Origin of the sequence: Fulvivirga sp. M361, from assembly GCF_007097395.1 — a bacterium.
Classification (GTDB): Bacteria; Bacteroidota; Bacteroidia; order Cytophagales; family Cyclobacteriaceae; genus Fulvivirga.
Map to the genome: position 1 here is coordinate 108,494 of NZ_VKDC01000024.1, position 20,422 is coordinate 128,915.

The 20,422-nt window shown below is 39.7% G+C and carries 20 protein-coding genes; 3 read left to right on the plus strand and 17 right to left on the minus strand.

Features of this window, described 5'->3' with window-relative positions; genetic code table 11:
* Positions 1-13: 13 nt before the first annotated feature.
* On the plus strand, positions 14-1,477 hold the full coding sequence (locus tag FNH22_RS22270) for a TonB-dependent receptor (protein ID WP_255518134.1): 1,464 nt from the start codon (positions 14-16) through the stop codon (positions 1,475-1,477).
* Here the strand turns inward: FNH22_RS22270 and FNH22_RS22275 are convergent.
* The 8 genes from FNH22_RS22275 to FNH22_RS22310 form a co-directional block, all read right to left on the minus strand.
* Complete coding sequence (locus tag FNH22_RS22275) at positions 1,474-2,271, minus strand: queuosine precursor transporter (RefSeq protein WP_143400657.1); 798 nt, start codon at positions 2,269-2,271, stop codon at positions 1,474-1,476. The genes FNH22_RS22270 and FNH22_RS22275 overlap by 4 nt on opposite strands.
* Positions 2,271-3,194: a ribonuclease Z gene (locus FNH22_RS22280; protein WP_143400658.1), complete on the minus strand. Its 924-nt coding sequence runs from the start codon at positions 3,192-3,194 to the stop codon at positions 2,271-2,273. Before FNH22_RS22280 ends, FNH22_RS22275 begins: the two co-directional genes overlap by 1 nt.
* Positions 3,195-3,220: 26 nt before the next feature.
* A complete protein-coding gene (locus FNH22_RS22285; RefSeq protein WP_143400659.1) occupies positions 3,221-3,595 on the minus strand; it encodes an STAS domain-containing protein in 375 nt (124 codons plus the stop codon).
* Positions 3,596-3,601: 6 nt separating this feature from the next.
* On the minus strand, positions 3,602-4,537 hold the full coding sequence (locus FNH22_RS22290; protein WP_143400660.1) for a phosphoribosylaminoimidazolesuccinocarboxamide synthase: 936 nt from the start codon (positions 4,535-4,537) through the stop codon (positions 3,602-3,604).
* A 121-nt stretch (positions 4,538-4,658) separates the two neighbouring features.
* Positions 4,659-5,963 carry a toxin-antitoxin system YwqK family antitoxin gene (locus FNH22_RS22295; protein ID WP_143400661.1) on the minus strand — a complete coding sequence of 435 codons (1,305 nt, stop codon included), beginning with the start codon at positions 5,961-5,963 and terminating at the stop codon, positions 4,659-4,661.
* A gap of 114 nt (positions 5,964-6,077) precedes the next feature.
* Entirely contained in the window at positions 6,078-7,256 is a 1,179-nt protein-coding gene (locus tag FNH22_RS22300) for an acetyl-CoA C-acyltransferase (protein WP_143400662.1), read from the minus strand.
* A gap of 159 nt (positions 7,257-7,415) precedes the next feature.
* The gene (locus tag FNH22_RS22305) at positions 7,416-8,324 is read right to left on the minus strand and encodes a M48 family metallopeptidase (protein ID WP_143400663.1); all 909 of its coding nucleotides are present in this window, start codon (positions 8,322-8,324) and stop codon (positions 7,416-7,418) included.
* Positions 8,325-8,363: 39 nt separating this feature from the next.
* The gene (locus FNH22_RS22310; protein WP_255518135.1) at positions 8,364-9,299 is read right to left on the minus strand and encodes a VWA domain-containing protein; all 936 of its coding nucleotides are present in this window, start codon (positions 9,297-9,299) and stop codon (positions 8,364-8,366) included.
* A 227-nt stretch (positions 9,300-9,526) separates the two neighbouring features.
* Here FNH22_RS22310 and FNH22_RS22315 point away from each other — a divergent pair, with 227 nt between their 5' ends.
* The gene (locus FNH22_RS22315; protein WP_143400665.1) at positions 9,527-9,973 is read left to right on the plus strand and encodes a YtoQ family protein; all 447 of its coding nucleotides are present in this window, start codon (positions 9,527-9,529) and stop codon (positions 9,971-9,973) included.
* Positions 9,974-10,002: 29 nt separating this feature from the next.
* Here FNH22_RS22315 and dprA read toward each other — a convergent pair whose 3' ends face one another.
* From dprA to FNH22_RS22360, 9 genes are all read right to left on the minus strand, one after another.
* On the minus strand, positions 10,003-11,106 hold the full coding sequence (dprA, locus tag FNH22_RS22320; RefSeq protein ID WP_143400666.1) for a DNA-processing protein DprA: 1,104 nt from the start codon (positions 11,104-11,106) through the stop codon (positions 10,003-10,005).
* Between the two features lie 6 nt (positions 11,107-11,112).
* Positions 11,113-11,448: a MerR family transcriptional regulator gene (locus FNH22_RS22325; protein ID WP_143400667.1), complete on the minus strand. Its 336-nt coding sequence runs from the start codon at positions 11,446-11,448 to the stop codon at positions 11,113-11,115.
* An 11-nt stretch (positions 11,449-11,459) separates the two neighbouring features.
* Positions 11,460-12,635, minus strand: coding sequence for a CapA family protein (locus FNH22_RS22330; protein WP_143400668.1), 1,176 nt, complete (start codon positions 12,633-12,635; stop codon positions 11,460-11,462).
* Between the two features lie 103 nt (positions 12,636-12,738).
* Positions 12,739-14,235 (minus strand): M56 family metallopeptidase, encoded by a 1,497-nt coding sequence (locus FNH22_RS22335; RefSeq protein ID WP_143400669.1) that lies wholly within the window; start codon positions 14,233-14,235, stop codon positions 12,739-12,741.
* A complete protein-coding gene (locus FNH22_RS22340; protein ID WP_370513192.1) occupies positions 14,228-14,572 on the minus strand; it encodes a BlaI/MecI/CopY family transcriptional regulator in 345 nt (114 codons plus the stop codon). Before FNH22_RS22340 ends, FNH22_RS22335 begins: the two co-directional genes overlap by 8 nt.
* A 227-nt stretch (positions 14,573-14,799) precedes the next feature.
* A complete protein-coding gene (locus tag FNH22_RS22345; protein ID WP_143400671.1) occupies positions 14,800-15,531 on the minus strand; it encodes a DUF1080 domain-containing protein in 732 nt (243 codons plus the stop codon).
* Between the two features lie 362 nt (positions 15,532-15,893).
* Positions 15,894-18,041 (minus strand): xanthine dehydrogenase family protein molybdopterin-binding subunit, encoded by a 2,148-nt coding sequence (locus FNH22_RS22350; RefSeq protein WP_143400672.1) that lies wholly within the window; start codon positions 18,039-18,041, stop codon positions 15,894-15,896.
* A gap of 22 nt (positions 18,042-18,063) precedes the next feature.
* The gene (locus FNH22_RS22355) at positions 18,064-18,522 is read right to left on the minus strand and encodes a (2Fe-2S)-binding protein (protein ID WP_143400673.1); all 459 of its coding nucleotides are present in this window, start codon (positions 18,520-18,522) and stop codon (positions 18,064-18,066) included.
* A 186-nt stretch (positions 18,523-18,708) separates the two neighbouring features.
* On the minus strand, positions 18,709-19,338 hold the full coding sequence (locus tag FNH22_RS22360; protein ID WP_143400682.1) for a DUF4159 domain-containing protein: 630 nt from the start codon (positions 19,336-19,338) through the stop codon (positions 18,709-18,711).
* A gap of 195 nt (positions 19,339-19,533) precedes the next feature.
* On the opposite strand from FNH22_RS22360, the gene FNH22_RS22365 reads away from it, so the two are divergent.
* Positions 19,534-20,367: a hypothetical protein gene (locus tag FNH22_RS22365; RefSeq protein WP_143400674.1), complete on the plus strand. Its 834-nt coding sequence runs from the start codon at positions 19,534-19,536 to the stop codon at positions 20,365-20,367.
* The last annotated feature ends 55 nt before the right edge of the window (positions 20,368-20,422 follow it).

The following is a 20,422-nucleotide window of genomic DNA, read 5'->3' on the forward strand; positions in this document are numbered from 1 at the left end:
AAATTAATATATCATGAACGAGCTAAGAAAGCTGTCTACAAAGGAAAAAGCATTACAGATAAACCTGACTGAGGATATTTATGGTTCTTTTGCTGAAATTGGAGCAGGGCAGGAAGTAGCAGCTAATTTTTTTAAGGCAGGTGGAGCATCAGGAACGATTGCCAAGACCATGTCGGCCTATGATATGAGCTTTAGTGATGCCATCTACGGATTTTCTGAAAGATACGTTAGTGAGCCCAGGCTTATGAAAATGGTGCAGAAAGAATATAGACTGCTGTTAGAGCGATTGCCACATAGAGCAGAGAATACCAAATTCTTTGCATTTGCCAACACAGTAGAGGCGTTAAACTATGAACGTACTAACCAACCCCATGGATGGATCGGAGTTCGTTTTCAAAATCGACCTGGCGGAGCATATAATGAATGTATTATTCATGTAAAAATGCATGATAATGATGCCATCTTACAGCAACATGCTCTTGGGGTGGTAGGGGTTAACCTCATCTTTGCATGTTTCTTTATTCATGATGTGGACGAATTTCTAGGTTCGCTGTTAGACGAGTTAGCTCAGGGGAGAATAGAAATAGATATGTTTAAGATCTCAGGCCCGGACTTTGAGCATGCAGATAACCGATTGATGTCTTTGAAGTTGGTTAAAAATGGTATGACCAGTGCAGCGATGTTCGGTTCTGACGGCAATGTATTACAACCTTCAGAAGCACTATATAAGAAGAATGTCCTCATGCTTAGAGGAAGATTCAGGCCGGTGACGCATGTAAATGTGGATATGCTTTTGACTGCCAGAAGGCAGTTTAAAAAAGAACCGGATGTAGACCGTGATAAAATCGTTGTACTTACGGAATTGACACTTGCAGATCTTAGATCCGATGGTGAAATAGACGAAGAGGATTTCTTAAACCGTGTAGATATTATTTGCTCTTTGGGCCAGAATGTGATGATATCCAACTACCAACGCTATTACAGGTTAGTGGATTACTTGTCAGGAATTACGCGAGGCAAAAAAATTGGGATTATTCTTGGTATCTACAATTTGCAACGTGTGTTTGATGAAAGTTATTATACAGACCTGAGAGGTGGGGTACTTGAGGCTTTTGGTACTTTGTTTGGCAATAACATTACTATCTATGTTTATCCTTCCTATAAGCCTGATTCAAATGATTTATACACACTGCAGAATTTTGAACTACCTGAAAACTTAAAAGGCTTGTTACATTATTTATTGGATAATTCGAAATTAATGGATGTGAAGGGAGCTGACATCAGCCATTTACGGATTATTTCTGATAATGTACTGGCAATGATAAAATCAGGGCAGCAGGGCTGGGAGCATATGGTGCCTCGTAAAGTATCAGCTGCCATTAAGGCAAAATGCCTTTTTGATTACCCGTGTTCAACAGACAATGAATCTGAAAATAACCAGGGTGTGGAGAGTTTTAAAGATAACAATACTGCCTAGAAGAAACCTTCGCTATTGTCAGCCGCAGATTCCATCATTTTTTGTGCTTTTTCCTTACCCAGGTATCTATCAATAAGATAATGGGCAAAATACAAGGTAGGAGTAAGGGCTAGGGCTATGAAAAACTTATATATATAATTGATAGTACCGACAGATATCACTTGTGTGATAGTCCATCTGGTTTCTTCTGGCTGTAAAAAGTAGAAAGCGACCGACAATACGACAAAACTATCCACCAATTGTGATACCAGTGTTGAACCGGTAGCGCGAAGCCACAACAACCGGCTTCCTGTTATTTTTCTCAATTTGTGAAAGACAAAAACATCCAGCAACTGACCGGTTAAGAATGCTGCTAACGAACCAATAATGATTTTGGCACCCTGAAGAAATACCTTGTTGAACGCATAATCCATATTGAAGGGATTTCCGTTCTCATCTTCTTTATTTATGTCCAACCAAAACTGTGCAGGTTCAAGCCAGGTCACAGCAGCGATAATGATGAAGGCAAAAATGATGAAAAAGATGGTGAGAAAAGTGATCTTTTTAACACCTTCTTTGCCAAAATATTCATTAATGATATCGGTGGTAATAAACACAGCTGGCCACAATACTACTCCTGCCGTAAGGTTAAAGTCTAACACCCAGTCGCCCAGCATTGGAATTTGAGCAGGAGCGAATCCCAGTGAAGCTTCTAATGAAAATATTTTGATCCCTACCAGTTCGGCTAAAAGAGCGTTGGTGAGAAATATTCCACTTAAAATGATAAATAAATTCGTTCGCTTATCGATTTGCATTATAAATCATCGTCAATTTTGATTTCTTCACCTTCATAGGCTAATAATGTATTGGAAAAAACCTTTTTTGTCTCTTCAAGAAAAGGGGAAAGGTCGCGGTAACGAGCTGAAAAATGGCCAATGACCAATTGATTCACTTCTGCTTTATGTGCTATAGTGGCTGCATCGGTAGTAGTACTATGAAAAGTAGTCTCTGCCCATGGTCTTTTTTCTTCCAAAAATGTAGCCTCATGGTAAAGTAAGTCTACATTTTTAATATAGGGTAATATCTTTTCAGTATAGCGGGTGTCAGAACAAAAGGCATAGCTGCATGATTTTTTTGGAGGTAACGTCAGGTCTTCATTTTGATAGATAATAGCCCCATCCTCATCCGTTACATCTTCTCCCTTTAACAATTGTCCGATGGATGCTAAAGGTAGGTTTTCAGGTAGTTTTTCTTTGTTCAGTCGAACTGGTTTAAGCTTTTCCTTAAATAGGAACCCACAGCAAGGTATTCTATGTTCCAGTGGAAAAGAAGTGACTTCTATGGTTTTGTTTTCAAAGATTTTTTGTGGGGTGGCAGGATCCAGCTCTCTAAAGTGAAGATTGTAGTTCAATACACTGTTGGAATATCTGAGTTGTGTGGTAATGATGTCTTCTAATCCACGTTGGCCGTATACATACAGATCTGCTGTGCGCCGCAAAAGGTGCATAGTGAACAATATTCCCATAAGTCCGAGATAGTGATCACCATGCAGATGGCTGATAAAGATATGATTGACCCTAAGTACGCTTACGCCAAATTTTGCCAAACGTTCCTGTGTACCTTCTCCACAGTCTATCAGAAAATGCTGGTTTTGTGTAGAAAGTAGCTGAGCTGTATGGTGCCTTCCATAAGCCGGAGTAGCAGAATTAGCTCCTAATATTTTTAATCTGATTGACAAGCCAACGTTAAGCGAGCAATATACGCCTATTCTTCATCTTCCAAACCCTTTTCAATTTCATGCATAAGTACTGCATCTATAGCTTCTTCTACTGTAGGAAGAATGTTAAGAACACTATCCAATTGTGAGATCTTGATCAATTTGGTGGTGTGATCGGAAAGGCACGCCAATACGAATATTCCACCATCTTCCTGCACTACTCTATTCCCCACCAGTAAAGCGCTAAGCCCGGATGAATCCGTATATTTTACTTCACAAAGGTCAAGAATGATATTGTGAATTCCTTCGGCATGGATCGTAATCAACTCCGACTTCAGGCTGGGAGCGATACTGGAATCCAGTTTTTCTTCGTGCAATTTTAGTAAGCTATATTTTTCCTGTTTGTCTATTGTGTATTTCATTTGAATCTAATTGATCGTATCAATAATACTATTTTTTATCCTCTCTTCAATATTGGTATAGTCCTGTTTGATAAAAGACTTACCGGTAACTTTTTCGTATAGCTCCAGGTACCGGTCCGATATAGATTTTACAATTTCATCCGTCATCTCAGGTACCTGCTGCTCATCCTTTCCCTGAAAGCCATTGGATATTAACCATTGTCTAACGAATTCCTTGGAAAGTTGTTTTTGGGGTTGGTCGTTTTTCTGTCGTTTCTCGTATCCTTCGGCATAAAAATAGCGCGAAGAGTCAGGGGTATGTATTTCATCTATAAGGTAAATGGTAGCATCCGATTTGCCAAATTCATACTTGGTGTCTACCAAAATAAGACCTTGTTTCTTAGCCCTTTCTGTTCCTCTTTCAAAAAGTGCGTAGGTATATTTTTCCAGTAGCTGGTACTCTTCCTCATGTACCAGATTTTGCCGGATGATCTCATCACGCGAGATATCCTCATCATGCCCCTCATGGGCTTTTGTAGTGGGGGTAATGATCGGCTGGGGTAACTTATCGTTTTCTTTTAGTCCTTCAGGCAATGCGACGCCACAGACCTGCCTTTTCCCATTGCTGTATTCCCTCCAGGCGTGTCCGGCCAGGTAGCCTCTAATGACCATTTCAACCGGGTAAGGCTCACATAAAAGGCCAACGGCTACATTAGGATCAGGAGTATTTATAAGCCAATTTGGGCATATATCCCTTGTAGCCTCCAGGTTTTCAGCTGCTATTTGATTCAGCACCTGACCTTTATAAGGTATAGCCTTAGGTAGTACTACATCGAATGCAGATATTCTGTCGGTAGCCACCATGGCCAGTGTATTAGAGAAATAATAGATGTCCCTTACCTTACCAGAGTAGAACCGGCTCTGTTTTGGGAAATTGTAGTTTGTTTGATTTAATGCTTGCATGGAAAGACCACAAATTTAGGGAGTAAAGTAACTTTTGGAAGTAATCCCGTTTTTATTTCTGTCTATTGAGCAGGGTAATACAGGTAAACACTACGTTGCAGAGGTCTCATAGAAGGTATAACTATTGACTGACTAACTTTCCAACCTTATAGATTTCAGTTCTTTCAATTGAACCATTCTCTTCCAGGAATTGCCATTCTCCAACTTTACGGTTTCCTGCATATTTACCCCATTCTTTTTTTGTCCCGTTTTCATAGTACTTTATATAGGTGCCATGTAGCTTATTGGAGTGGTAAGGGATTTCCTCCAAAAGGTTTCCGGAAGCGTAATAAGTTTTTGCCAGGCCGTAACGTGCTCCAAATTTGAAAGGTTCTTCTTTGGCTTTATTGCCATTAATATGATATTCCGTTCGATTACCATTCATACGATCCAGGTTATAGGGCTCAGTCCATTTAAGCTGCCCTGATGAGTAGAATGCCTGCCACTCGCCATGACGTTTGTCATTATTGTATTTTTCAATGATCTCCATGTAACCGGATGAGTCATAACGTGTGATGGTTTTAGTTACTCCATCTTTGTCTACTTCTATGGATGAGCTTAGCCGGGTGTTGGGGAAATATGTGTTATTAATGCCAACCAGTTTGCCTTCTTCATAACGGAATTCATGCTTCAGTGATCCATCGGAATAGTAGGCTTTATTTTGTCCATGCAGCTGCCCATTTTTATAATGTCCTTCCAATACCAGTTGACCTGTCTCGCTGTAGTTTTTGAACATGCCGGTCTTTTCTCCTGCTACCAGTTCACTCATAGTCTCTAATTGACCTGACGGGTAATATGTCCTGTAATTTCCGTTAACTATACCTTTTTCATATTCTCCTTCCGTATGTTTCTTACCATTTGGGTAATACGTAACGGTTCGCCCGGTTTGTTCACCACCTTTGTAAGTAATCTCTCGTCGTTTTGTACCTGATTCATAATAATCGATCAATAGACCTTCAGGTTTACCATCTATAAAACGACCTTCACTTTTTAGCTGTCCATTACTATGATAGAAAAACAAGCTGTCGGTGAGCTCACCGTTTTTGAAGATGGCTTTTTGAATAATGTTTCCTTGTTCATCATAAATGCCTACCGGTCCTTCACGCAGACCATTTAGGTATGAGATCGTTCTTTGAAGTCTGCCTGTTTCATAATACTGTTTAAACGGCCCATGTTTTACTCCATTTTGAAAAGCCCCTTCCGTAGCCACTATTGCATTAGGGTGATACTTTATATATTTTCCTTCAATAGTACTGAGGTCTGCTTCACTGACATAGTAGATTTCCTTTACTACTTCTCTTCCTTCATCATAATATGTACGTACTTCTTGCTGACCTATTAGCGGTAGATGAAAAAGTGAAAAGAAAAGAAAAAGAGTGTATCTCATGATGTAAAGGTAGTTTTTTATTCAAAAAGCCGTTGGTTTCTTATCCCAACGGCTTTGGTTTTATGAGTACTAACGCAAATCATAAAATGGTAGTACATGAAGTTTTGATCTTCACTAAACTTTTTCAAGAACAATAGCAGATGCGCCACCACCGCCATTGCAAATACCTGCAACACCTATTTTAGCATCTTGTTGATGTAATACACTGTTCAAGGTGGTTACGATTCTGGCGCCTGAAGCACCTAGCGGATGACCTAATGCTACAGCACCGCCGTTTACATTTACTTTATCATTGTCCAGTCCCAGTTCTTTATTATTGGCAAGAGCAACTGCAGAAAATGCCTCATTTATCTCATAATAGTCAATATCCGATGCATCTAAACCTGCATGTTTGATGGCCTTTGGTATAGCTAAAGAAGGAGAGGTGGTAAACCATATAGGTTCCTGTGCAGCATCAGCAAAACCCCTGACCTTGGCTAATGGTTTTAATCCTAATGCTTTAAGCTTTTCTTCACTTACCAGTATCAGGCATGATGCTCCATCATTGATGGTAGAAGCGTTAGCCGCCGTAACTGTTCCTTCTTTTGAAAAAACGGGTCTCAATGAAGGTATCTTGTCGAAGTTGACACTTTTATATTCCTCATCTTCTTTGAAAATTACAGGGTCTCCCTTGCGTTGAGGGATTTCAACAGGAATAATTTCTTCCTCAAATTTACCTGCTTCCCACGCAGATGCTGATCTTTTGTAAGATTGTATAGCGTATTCGTCTTGTGCCTCACGAGAGATGTTCATTTCTTTTGCCGTATTATCGGCGCAGTTACCCATCGGAAATTTGTGATAAGTTTCCCACAGGCCATCATGCATTAACCCATCTATTAACTGACCATGGCCATATTTATAACCAAACCGGGCTTTGGGTACATAAAAGGGTACGGAAGACATATTTTCCATGCCACCGGTCACGACTACATCATTTATGCCGAGCATGATGGATTGTGCACCTAACATAACTGCTTTCATTCCGGAGGCACAAACTTTATTTACCAGTGTGCAGGGTACGTTATAACCTATTCCTGCACCTATAGCTGCCTGGCGTGCCGGTGCTTGACCAAGGCCTGACGAAATCACATTACCCATAAATACCTCGTTTACTTCGGATGCGTTAACACCGGCCTTTTTAAGTGCACCTTCTATGGCAATTGAGCCCAGTTTGGTAGCAGGAATATTGGCTAAACTTCCACCAAAACTCCCTATAGGAGTTCTTACGGCGGAAACGATATACACTTCGTTCATTTTTTGTTGTGGTTTGGTTTATTGGATTATCCTAACTATTGTTAGGTAGCAAAAATAGGAAAATCAAAATAGATAAAACGTCAGCTCCAATATAAAAGACGTTGACTTCAGTGATATTTAATTCTATCTATTTAATGCTGAATATCAAATGCTTTGACTCTACCAATCAGGCTTTTTAGGGTCTTTTCTCTTCGACGGTTTTCGTTTGTTTTGCTGATAGTACTGGATTTCTTTGTTCTTTAATGCCTCCAGGATCATCTGAGCTTTTTCTTCTGAAATTTTCATTTCTTCCAGTTTGTCGGAGATTGAACTCATTTGATCTTCTCCTTCTTCTTTCTCGGCGTTTTCTCCTTCTTTAGGCTCAGGTTTTTGTTGTTCCTCCTTACTTTCTTTCCCTTCTTTCTTCTGTTCTTCCCCTTTTTTCTCTTCTTCGCTTTCTTCACTCTCTTCACTCTCTCCGTCCTTGCTCTGTTCTTGCTGTTGTTCCTCTTCGCTTTGTTGTTCTTTGTTTTGTTCCTGGTTCTGTTTGTCCTGGTTCTGTTGATCTTTTTGCTGCTGATCTTGTTTTTGATCCTGGTTCTCTTTGTTCTCTTCGTCCTGATTTTGTTGCTCTTGATTCTGTTGTTGCTCCTGTTCCTGTTCCTTCAGGATCTTTTTCATCAACTCGTAATTATACCGTGCATCTTCGTTCTGAGGGTAAGCTTTTAATGCTTCTTTGAAATAATCGAGCGATTCTTCAAATTTCTTGTTGCGGGTAGAGATCACACCCATTTGTTGGTAAGCGGTTGATTTTACCAGTGGATTTTTACTATCGAGTAAGGAAGAGTAATTTGAGATGGCTTGTGCGGTATCTTTTATATTATAATAAGCATTGGCCAGGTTTAACGTGATATTGTCATCATTGATTTTTAAAGAGTCTATAAGGTAATTGTACTTATCAACAGCGATCTGATAATCTCCATTGAGGTAAGCTTCTTTTGCCTCTTTCTTAACCTTATTGACTTTAGCGATCTTATCCAAATCGCCTAAAGGGGTGCTTAAAAGTAAAATGGTGATTAAGTACTTCATATCTCTTTTGTTATGCTTTACCTCTTAAATGATGTCGATCTAAATTCGTATTGTTTTTACGCTGGTAAGAACTTCTACCATGATTAAAAATAGTGCGAAGGCTAGAAAGTAATAGTATCGATTAGCGGATACATCTACCTGTCGTGAATCTCGCAGTTCCCCTTCAATGTTGTTGATTGTATTAATTAATCGGGAAACGTCATTATTGGTTGCATTTATCTCAAAATACTTTCCATCTGTATCAGAGGCCAGTTTGCGTAGAGACCGGCTATCTAATTTTGTTACTACGTCTTTTCCTTCTCGATCCTTTTTAAAACCGTTCCTTGTTCTGATCTTACTTCCGCGTTCGGTTCCTATTCCGAGGGTAAATAGCTTAATACCTGAGGATTGAATATCATTAGCTACATTTTCTGTTTCTTCACCAAAATCTTCTCCATCACTAATAAGAATTATGACCTTGGATTTTTGCTGTGTGACCGGAGAGTCGTCACTATTCAACTTTTCAAGTGCCATAGTTAAAGGAGGGCCGAAGTCCGTGCCTGCATTGGGTACTAAATTGGTATTAAGTGTTTCTATAAAGAGACCCAGTGCATTTTGGTCATAGGTAAGTGGAGATTGCATAAAAGATTCGGAAGAAAAGATAATAACGCCGATTCTGTCAGAACTAAAAGAATTAATGATATTTTTCAATTCAAACTTTACCTTCTCCAATCTTGTCGGTTGTACATCATTTGCGTTCATAGATTGAGACAGATCCACCAGAAGAAAAATATCCTTACCTACAGACTTTACCTCCCGCTTTGACTCACCAAATGAGGGACCCATGATAGCTATGATGACACTGACCAGTAGTAGAAACCTTAATCCTACTTTTAAGAATACACCAGAATAAGACGTGTTAAGGTATTTTGCAGTTCTGATTACCCGATATAGATAAGCCCCATAGAATAAAATAAACAGGCTGATAAATGCCATCTCAAGGATACTTAGAGAGTATAACCAGATCATACTAAAGAGTAACGTATTTTTTCAAGCAGCAAATATAAAGAAGTGATAAATGGTGACAAATTTACTTTACAACATTGATGTAATACATGAATAACGGATTATTATAAGCCCCTTTTTCTTTAAGAAGGTTTAATTTTAGCAATAGAACTGATGACTTTAATAAGAGAATAAAACTGTTAAATTAAAATTGGACTATGGAATTTGAAGTTTATCTATCGGGAGAGATTCACTCGAACTGGAGAGAAGAGATTATTGAAGATGCCAGAAAAAATGGCCTTTCAATAACATTTAATACACCAGTGGTTACGCATGAGACTTCTGATAATGTGGGGGTTAATATACTTGGGTCGGAAGAAAAGGCATTTTGGAAGGACCATAAAGCTGCCAAGATAAATGCCATACGAATTAAAAGTGGTATAGAGCGTTCTGATTTGGTGATCATTAAATTTGGTGATAAATACCGTCAATGGAATGCTGCCTTTGATGCGGGACAAGCAGCAGCTTTAGGCAAACCGTATATTGTTATTCATCCTGATGAATTTACTCATGCGCTAAAAGAGGTGGATGCCCAGGCCATGGCGGTAGCGTCTAACAATAATCAAGTGGTTGAGATTTTGAAATACCTTGCTTCACAAAAATAGTCGTATCGGTTTTAAAAGGTAGCAGGTGTCTATCGGGTAAGCTTATAATTTTTACCTGGTAATGATTTTACCCATCCCTGAAATTCCAATGTCAGGAGTACAGAAGCCAGTTTGTTAATGGGAATCTGTGTAGACCAGCTTAGTTTATCAATCTGCGTTCCTTTTTTGTATTTATCTAACTCCTGTAATACCATTTTTTCATCTTGGTTAAGGGAGGTTAGATCAGGCTGGGGAGCTTGTTCTACTGCACTTCCTTTATCCCAATTCATGATATACTCAAGATCGGATATGCCTGTCAATAAGTGCGCTTTATTCTTTTTGATAAGGTTATTGCATCCCACAGAATAGGTTTGTCCCACTTCCCCGGGCACTGCGAATACATCTCTGTTGTATTCATTGCCCATTTCTGCTGTAATGAGGGCACCACCTTTACTGGCTGCTTCTATTACCACAATAGCATCAGCCATTCCTGCAATGATCCTATTACGAGCAGGAAATTTAGGAGGTTCCGGAGTGGTATCAAATGACTGTTCCGTTATAATCCCACCATTATCCTGCATCTCATAGGCGGTTGATCTGTGAGATGCAGGATAGATCTTATTTATACCACCGGCCATCACACCTAATGTAGGGAGGCCACATTTTAGGGCCGTTTTATGGGCTTGTATGTCAATCCCATAAGCCAGGCCACTTATGATCAAAGCATTATGTTCTGTTAACCCGGTCACCAGGTCTTTTGTGATTGACCTGCCATATTCGGTGGCTTTACGTGTGCCTACCACGGCTACTATCTTTGCAGCGTTTAGCTGTGCGTTACCTTTTATAAAAAGTACTGCGGGCGCATCGTATATTTGCTTTAATCTATAAGGATATTGTTCATCCGTATAAAGAAGAATGGTAACACCTTCTTCCTCAGCGCGTTTAAATTCTTCTTCGGCTTTTTGGATGGGTTTTTGATTCAGAATGGAATTCGCCGCTACTTCACCAATGCCCGGAACTTTGAGTAAACGACTTTTATTAGCTTTAAATACGTTTTCAGCTGAACCGCAGTAGCTAATGAGTTGTCTGACCAGGAAATTACCAATGCCGGGGATGAAATGAAGGGCCAGTTGGCATAACCGGTTCTGATCCATTCGCTTTTAAATTTGCCCTCTCAGATCAACCAGGAATTGTTTTACTTTATTCAATGAATCGATTATTTCCATCTTATTTTTGATGGAGTAGGTATCGTTTTTCAACATTTCCTTTGCCCCCTGGAGCGTAAACCCTCTTTCTTTAACCAAGTGGTAAATTAACCTGACATTTTCGATGTCTTCCTTAGTAAACTGACGGTTACCCTTCCTGTTCTTTTTAGGACGAATAATATCGAATTCACTCTCCCAAAAACGAATCAACGAAGTAGCCACATTGAACATACTGGCCACCTCACCTATGGCAAAATATTTCTTTTCAATGGTCTTTTCCTTATAGGGCATCCGCAGAAGTTTTATTCTTGAAGATAAGTAATTATACCAGCAGCATCAATACTTATAGGCACTTCAGGGAAATCTTTTTCGGTGAGTTCCTTTAATTTATCGATGACACGTCCTTTAAGGTCAATACGAGGACCTCCGGGAGCGTATTGAATAACCGGTGTGATGTGTGCCTTAATAAATTCACCATCGCTTTTGGTGTACACTTTTAATATTGGAGCCAGGCCGTTGTCGCCACGTAGGTTGAAGCGGGCGTAGGTGCAGAAATTTCCTAAACTGTAAATGATGAATCTTCTTTTGTAAATATCCACAGCCCGTGTGACATGGGGCCCATGTCCAAAGATGATATCAGCCCCTGCATCAATTAAGTGGTGCGCGAATTTGTAAACATTGCCACGATCCTCTCCATAGAAGGTCTCATTTTTTCGCAGTACGTGTTGGTATTTGCTTCCTTCAGCACCTCCATGAAATGAAACGATCACCACATCGGTTATTGAGTCCAGGTGGCTTATAATTTCTGTTGCCTGTTCATAATCATGTATACTCATAGTGCCGTTGTTCGGAGCAAATGCTGCAAAGCCGTATTTCATTCCTTCACGCATGAAAGTAGTATAAGGACGCGCGACCAGACCAGCATGATGTATTTTCAGTGAGTCGAGCACACGCATGGTATTTTTTCGTCCCGGATCACCGAAATCACCAGCATGGTTATTGGCAGTACTCATTACGTCAAACCCAGCATCTTTTAGGTTTTGTACCATGTATTCCGGCGAGCGAAAAATGTAACAGATTTTTGGGTTTTTGCAATATTTGGCGTTTCCCCCATCGTCTAAAATCACACCTTCCAGATTTCCAAAGGTTACATCTGCATTACTGAGGACTGAATCAACTTCCTCTAACAGGTCCCTTCCCTGATTTGGAGGGAGGTAGCTTTCATCAGGGAAGTTAGTTCCCATCATTATGTCCCCGACACCAATGATAGAAAGCGTGTCTTTTAGTAACCGGTGTACATTAATTTCTACAGAGTCCTGTACCATAAAGGCACTGGAATCAACCACAGTGATCAAAGTGTCTACTTTGACAGCAACAGTATCTGATGCTTTTGATTGGTTCGATACCTGGCTTACTTTACACGAGGATATCAGTAAACCAAAAAGAACGACAAAAAATAACGGACAATATTTGAACATCGGATGCAAAGAACATAACACACGGCTTAAGTGTCAACACTTTGGGGAACAATATTGAATGTTACTAAAAAGGCAGCTGTTCAACTGCCCTTAATTTTGAGTTTTAACCTTCCGTTGTTGGCGGTGGTTCGGGGAGTTTGAACGATATTGGCAAGATGATCCGTTGCTTTACTTTTTGACCATTTTGCATGGGTGGAGACCACTTTCCGGAAGTTGCAACCACACTTGCAGCGGCTTCATCACACCCACCTCCAATACCTTTCACGGGTATTACATCTGATACATTACCCTCTTCATCTACAATAAACTGAACATATACTCTTCCTTCTACTCCGTTCTTTCGTGCATCAACCGGATATTTCAGATTGTCAGAGATAAAGGCATAAAAAGCATCATATCCGCCTATTGGCATTGCCGGCTCTTCCACTATACTGAAAATTTCATTGGTTTCATTAAATTCTTCTAACTGTTCCAGCGGACCATTTTTGTTGATTAATAAACCGATCATTTCACTATCTTCTCTTTTTTCCATGTATGCAATAGTTTTTTGATCAATTTCTTGCAATTTATCAACCTCATCAGCGCTACTAATATCTGTTTCAAGATACACGAATTCTGCATTCGGATATTTTTCCTTCAGGACAGCTACTTTATCTTGTAAATGAACCGGTATTTCTACTTGTTTAGCGGTTGACATAACTTCATTCACGTCATTTATGACATCGTCATTGCAGCTTAATAATATTGCCACAAGGCTGGTTACGGTCATTGCACTACCCCATTTCCAGAAGCTGAGTTTACTTTTTGGTGTTTTCATCATTTTTATTCTTTTTAAAACCAGAGATTTATTAAAGTGATTTCCGAGTGGTAGAGCCATTTGATTTAAAGCCATTTTGGCCAATAAACTACTGTACTCATCCGGGTTGTGATCTTTTGTGATATATTCATCAGCTAGATATTCGTGTATGTTTTGCGTAGAATACTGCAATGCCCATATCATTGGGTTTATCCAAAAAAAACTTTTTGCTAATTCAATAAAGATGATATCCACACTGTGATATTGCATTATGTGCACTTTTTCATGTTGTAGTATTTTCATGCGTTCTTCCAACGATACAGGTAACGTATTGTCAAAAAACAATAGATGAAAGAAGGAGAAGGTTGGGAATTGACCGTTAGTTGGCAAAACCAGCTGCCCCTCTATAAATTCCTGTTTTGGTTTTCTTAAAGAGTAGAATTTTAGTATTTGGAAAAGTCTCGACAGTAACAGTGTGATTAAAACAAGTACACCTATAAAATAGAGGATAACCAGAGAGCTTGTTATGAACGAACCAAAATGAATTTTTGCCGGGGTTAAAGTAGGTGTGATATCGCCTATCACAAGCTCAGGTAGCATCATGACCCATATGTCACTGGCAGTTGACGCTCCTCCAATGTCCCAGGATAATACTGGAACAATAAGACTGATAACTAGGATCAATAAGATATAGAAACGTTGAAGTTGGAATTGTCTTTCGCGGGCTAAAAAGAGGTAGTATATGCCACCTAATGCAAGGAGGCACATGTTAGCTTCCAGATAGAAATTGATGAAGTCAATCATTTTCAGTTTTGTCTAAATTTTCTTTTACGTGTTTAAGAAGCTCATCTACATCTTCCATATTCATATCATTTTCTTTTGCGAAAAAGGACACGAGGCTTTCAAACGAACCACTGAAATAGCCTTTCAAAAAATTGTTCAGATAAAATTTGCTGTAGTTGATTTTATCCACAAGTGGAAAATATTCATGGGTTTTCCCATACGCTTTATGGTCAATGAAGCCTTTCTGTTCAAGTATTCTGACAATTGTAGAGACTGTATTGTAGGCAGGTTTAGGTTCCGGCATTTTGGCAATAATGTCTTTGACAAAACCACGTCTGAGCTTCCATAAAATTTGCATTACCTGTTCTTCAGCTTTCGTTAATTCTTTCATATGCTAGGATAACTAATTGATTAGTTAAATATATCACTAATAATTTAGTTTTACAACTAATCAATTAGTTATTAATGAAAATATGAGCTATTCGTAGGAGGTATGTTTTTGATTATCTTAACTTATGATCCTGTGAGTGTGTATTGAACGAATGTACAACTACTTTATAATGGATACGGTTGTAGTATGCCTTTCTAAAGTTGCCTAACCCAGATATTCCGATAACTTACCGGGTTACCATGATCCTGGAGTGTGATGGAAGCTGCTTTATGGCTTTGGTATTGAGGCAGTCCCCGATAAACGGAAGGGCCACGAATTTCGACATTATTTTGTATTAGCACACCATTATGTAATACGGTTATTCGGGCAGGGGTTCTTAAGTTACCTCTGTCATTAAAGTCCGGGGCCTTGTAGATGATGTCATAAGTCTGCCATTCTCCGGGTTCTTTGCAGGCATTTACCAGCGGAGCATGTTGTTTGTAGATAGAGCCCGCCTGTCCGTTTGCATATGTCTTATTCTCAAAATTATCCAGTACCTGTACTTCATACCGCTCTTGTAGGAATATACCACTATTGCCTCTTCCCTGACCATCACTTTCTACGTTTTCAGGAGTGCGCCATTCTATATGTAACTGGACGTCTTCAAAGGTTTGAATGGTCTTTATTTGACCGGTTTTGGCTTTAACCGTGACGGCCCCATCTTTTAGCTCCCATTTAACGGGGCTTCCATCGTCATGTACCCATTGTTCTAATGAATTGCCATCAAATAAGACGATAGCATCGGAAGGTGGTGATCCCGGAGTTTTCCCAGGTGTCACGGTCACTGGCTGGGGTGTCCAGATCTCAGTTACCGCAGGGTCTTTCTCTGTTTGCCCATATGCGATTTGAACAGAGCAAAGGATGGCAAATATAATTGGGTATTTCATTTTATATATTCTATTTGGATGCAATGTTAGATGATCAACTTTAGTAATTTCATAAAGGTAATTATTCATGTTAATTCCTGAAAGCTCCACAAATTAGATGATAGCTGATGTTCTTTGAGATATCTATGGCTCTCTTTTTTATTTGTTGATTTTATACGGAGATCAATCCCACATATCCGGAAAAAATGGGTTGAGAAACAATATACACTTAAGAGTAGAATGAATGACATTTCTTTTGCATACACGCATCCTCAAACGGTTTGCCTATGATTAGATTGACAGGCTTATGCATTCATTACTTGAAATAAATGACTTATCTGCAGACTCCTTTTCAAGATCGCCTTTGAGCCATAGAACCCTTATTACTCTAATACAAAATCCTGTTTTATGAACGGTTGTTTGTATAGTCTCTTACCTGTAGCGGCGTAAATGGCATTAGCCAGAGCTCCGCCTGCCGGAGGTAGGGTAGGTTCGCCAAGCCCTGTAGGGGCATTGAAGCTTTCAACGAAATGGATATCCACTTCAGGTGCTTCAGGCATTCTTATTAACCGATATCGATCAAAATTACTGGCATGCGGTGTTCCCTGAGTAAAGCCAAAGTCACCATACATCGCATGACCTATACCGTCAATCACACCTCCTTTAGCTTGATTGATAGCGGCTATTGGATTGACGACAATGCCACAATCAATTGCGACTGTCATTTTGGTTACCTTAGGCCGATTTTTTTCCATAATCACTTCTGCTACCTCTGCCACATACGTATTGTGCGAATAATAGGCGCTGAACCCTTGAAAAATACCATCTTTATTTTTTCTCCAACCAGCTTTGTCGGCCGCCAACTTTATTACTCCAATAAACTTGTCAGGGTCATAATTGCCCTCCGGGCCAACACCTTTTTTTGCCTGTTTCAGTAGTTGTATCCGCAGCTCCAGTGGATCAGTATTTGTTAATGTAGCTATTTCATCCAGAAAGGTTTGTTCCGCAAAGGCCAGGAAGTTTGTGTAAGGAGCTCGCCAGGCACCGGTTGATATATTGCTTTCATACCGGTGATTATCGACCTGATAATCGGCAAGTGCTCCGGCCGGGAAGTTATTCGGCAATCTGCCATACATATTATTGTTTATGGCAGCCTCTATCAATTGATAACTTGTGATTTTGCCTTCCTTAAGCCCTGCTTTTATCTTGTATTTAGTAGCAGGGCGATAGATGCCTGCAGTCATGTCATTTTCTCTGCTGAACATTACCTGTACCGGTTTACGAATTTTATCAGAGATTTTTGCTGCTTCTACTGCAAAGTCGCCATAAAGCCTTCGTCCGAAGCCTCCACCCATTCTACTCATGCCCACACTTATCTCACTTTCATCACGTTCAAATTCCTTCGCTATCCTTCTTCTTGTTCCTGCCGGAGTTTGTATAGGGCCGTAAAGGTCAATTTTTTCATCAGTCACATCAGCGAAGAAATTCATAGGCTCGAGGCAGTTATGGGGTAGGAATGGGGCCTCGTAAGTACGTTCTACGATTTCATCTGCTTCTTTGAACTTATTTTCTACCTCTCCATCTTTTCTGGCGTGGCTATCAGTATCAGCCTTTTTGTTCAGCAGTGCCAGCAAAGTACGATCGTGGAAATCACTATCTTCCAGGTTTCCATCTGTCTGCCATTTTGCTTCTAATGCTTTTTGACCTTTCATGGCTGCCCAGGTAGAATTAGCCAATACGGCTATTTTATTATCAAATTCTACCACCTGGCTTACACCATTAATCGTTTTGGTTTTGGTATCATCAAAAGACTTCAGCTTCATTCCAAAAGCAGGAGGGCGTAACACTACTGCATATTGCATACCTTCTCGCTTAGTATCTATACCAAACAGGGGTTTTCCGGTAATGATGCTTTCAATATCCACATTGCCTCTACTGGTTCCTACAATTTTAAAATTTTCAGGATCTTTAAGTTCAACTTCGTCAGGTATTTCCATACCTGCTGCAGAAGACGCTACTTCCGCATAGCTGAGTTTCTTGCCATCAGGTCTGGTGATTACGCCATTTTCAGTTTTAAGCACATCAGGATTGACATTCCATTGTTTAGCAGCAGCATTGACGAGCATTTTTCTTGCTGTGGCACCGGCCATTCTTAGTCCATTCCATCCTTTTCGTATGGATTGACTTCCTCCGGCTACCTGTCTTGTAAATGCATCAGTGTTTAGTGCGGCCTGCTTTACAATAACATCTTCCCAATTTACATCTAATTCCTCTGCTACGATCATTGGCATAGAGGTTTTTACATTTTGACCTATTTCAGGATTGGGTGACATAACAGTCACCTGACCATTATCCGCAATGCTAAGAAATGCGTTGATATCAAACCATTCTGAAGGAGGCTTATGTTCTGTTACTTCCGAAACAGGATTACAGGAAACCACCCAACTGAATCCAATCATTAACCCACCTGTAGAAGCTGCTGAAACCTTAAGAAATGATCTTCTGTTGTGTTTCGTTTTTATAAGTGTCATTTTCTTTTATTTAAGAGGTGGATCACACGTTTTTAGCGGCTGTTTTTATAGCTGCTTTTATCTTATTATAAGTACAGCAACGGCAGATATTACCACTCATACCATTTTCAATATCCTGATCCGAAGGATTGGGATTCTGACTTAACAGTGCCGTTGCATTCATGATCTGACCCGCCTGGCAATACCCGCATTGGGGAACATCATGTTCACGCCACGCATTTTGCACAGCATGATTTGCCTTTTCAGAAAGCCCTTCAATAGTGGTTATCTTATTATTACCAATATTATTCACCGGAATGGAGCAAGATCTTACAGCCGCGCCATTAAGGTGTACAGTACAAGCACCACATTGTGCTATACCACACCCGTATTTAGTGCCCACTAAATGAAGATGATCACGAAGGACCCATAATATTGGAGTGTCCGGGTCTACATCTATTTCATGACTGCTACCATTTACTGTGATATTGAAAAGCGCCATAACGGGTTCGTTTATTTCTTGGTATAATAAATATAACAAAATGCTTTCTCAACAAACCTACCTTTTTTAAAATGGGTGGGTTTAGTAGACAAACGGTTTGTTAGATGGTACTAACTACTTTTTGCAATAGCTGATTGCATTATGCATTAATTAATGAGATGAGTTGTAATTCACCTGTCCAACTTATCATTGATATTGTGTAAAGCAGTAAGTTAAAATATTCGCTCCCATCTTAAGTGCCTGCTGTCGTTTTACTTCCGGATCGTTGTGTATGCTTTGATCTTCCCAACCGTTACCAAGGTCTGATTCATAACTATAAAAAGCCACCAATCTTCCTTTGAAGATCAGTCCAAACCCTTGTGAAGGCTTTCCATCGTGTTCATGTATTTTTGGAAGTCCGGTGCTGAACTTAAACTTTTGATGGTATATAGGATGGTCAAAAGGTAACTCAACAAATTCTAACTCAGGAAATACTTTTTTCATTTCTAACCGGATGAACTGATCTAAACCATAATTATCATCAATGTGCAAGAAGCCACCAGCTTCCAGGTACTTTCTTAGGTTTTCCGCGTCACTACCAGACCACACCACGTTCCCGTGTCCGGTCATATAGACATAAGGGTAAAGAAACAAATCAGGGCTGCCTACGTCCACTACTTCATCGTCCTCATCTAAATTCATACCTAGTTCTTGATTGCAGAAATCAATAAGGTTGGGCAGTGCTGTTTTATTTGCATACCAGTCACCACCTCCATCGTACTTTAATTTGGCGATTTTTATTTTCACTTGGGCTTGTCCGGTAAACGTAATCAACATGAATACTGCAAGGCATCCCCATTTTTCTGGTTTTAATATGTTGTTCATGGTATTACAATGTGTTTAACAATAAAACTGAGAGGCTAGTGAAAATATTTTTTTAACCTGATTAAACCCTATTCACTTTAGTGTATCTAATCATCACAAACAAACATAAAAACTATGAAAATGATTGTTAATATGAACCTAGTTGTGATGAAAAAAACACTTTTGCACAGTTTATTAGTACTGGTTGTATTCACTTCCTGTGATCCCGAGTCTGATGAAGCTAATCTGAATTCAGACCTTGATGTTACAGCCGTCAACGAAGCTGAGATTGATGCAGTTTATGAAGATATTGATGATTTATCTATAGTAAACTTTGAATCTGTGACAGATGCAATGAATGGAAGAGTCGCAGAGGAGGAAGATGATCGGTTATGTGATAATGTCGTTTCATTTGAAGGAGACCGTAATGAAGGTACAATTACGATTGATTTTGGTGAAGGATGCGTCGATCCAAATGGTAATGTAAGAAAAGGTAAGATCGTAATAGAATACAACGGTCCTAAGTTTCAACCAGAGTCTGAAATTGTCACCACACTGATCGATTATTCTATTAATGATATTGCGATCGAGGGTGTAAGAACCTTAGAAAATATTTCTACAAGTACTGAAGATTTTCCGACATTTCATATTCTGCTTGAAGGTGGTAAAGTTACCTGGCCTGATGAGACGTTTGCTACCCGTGAAGTGGACAGAGTGCGAGTTTGGAAAAGAGCCCGGAACCCAAGAGAAGATGCACATTTAGTAACTGGTACGGCTAATGGAATGACAAGACGAGGTATACAATATGATATGGAGATTTTAGACACATTGGTCTATAAAAGAGCTTGTCTCCCTAGCCGAAGAGCCAGGATACCTGTTGCGGGTGTCAAACAAATTGAAACTGAAAATAAAGTCATCACGATCGATTTTGGTGATGGTGAGTGTGACAGACGCTTTGATGTCTCTATTGAAGGAATTACAGAGGAAGTAACGGTTGATTAAATAGTTCCTCAAACCTCCCTCTGAATGACCCCGCTTACAAGAAAGCGGGGTTTTT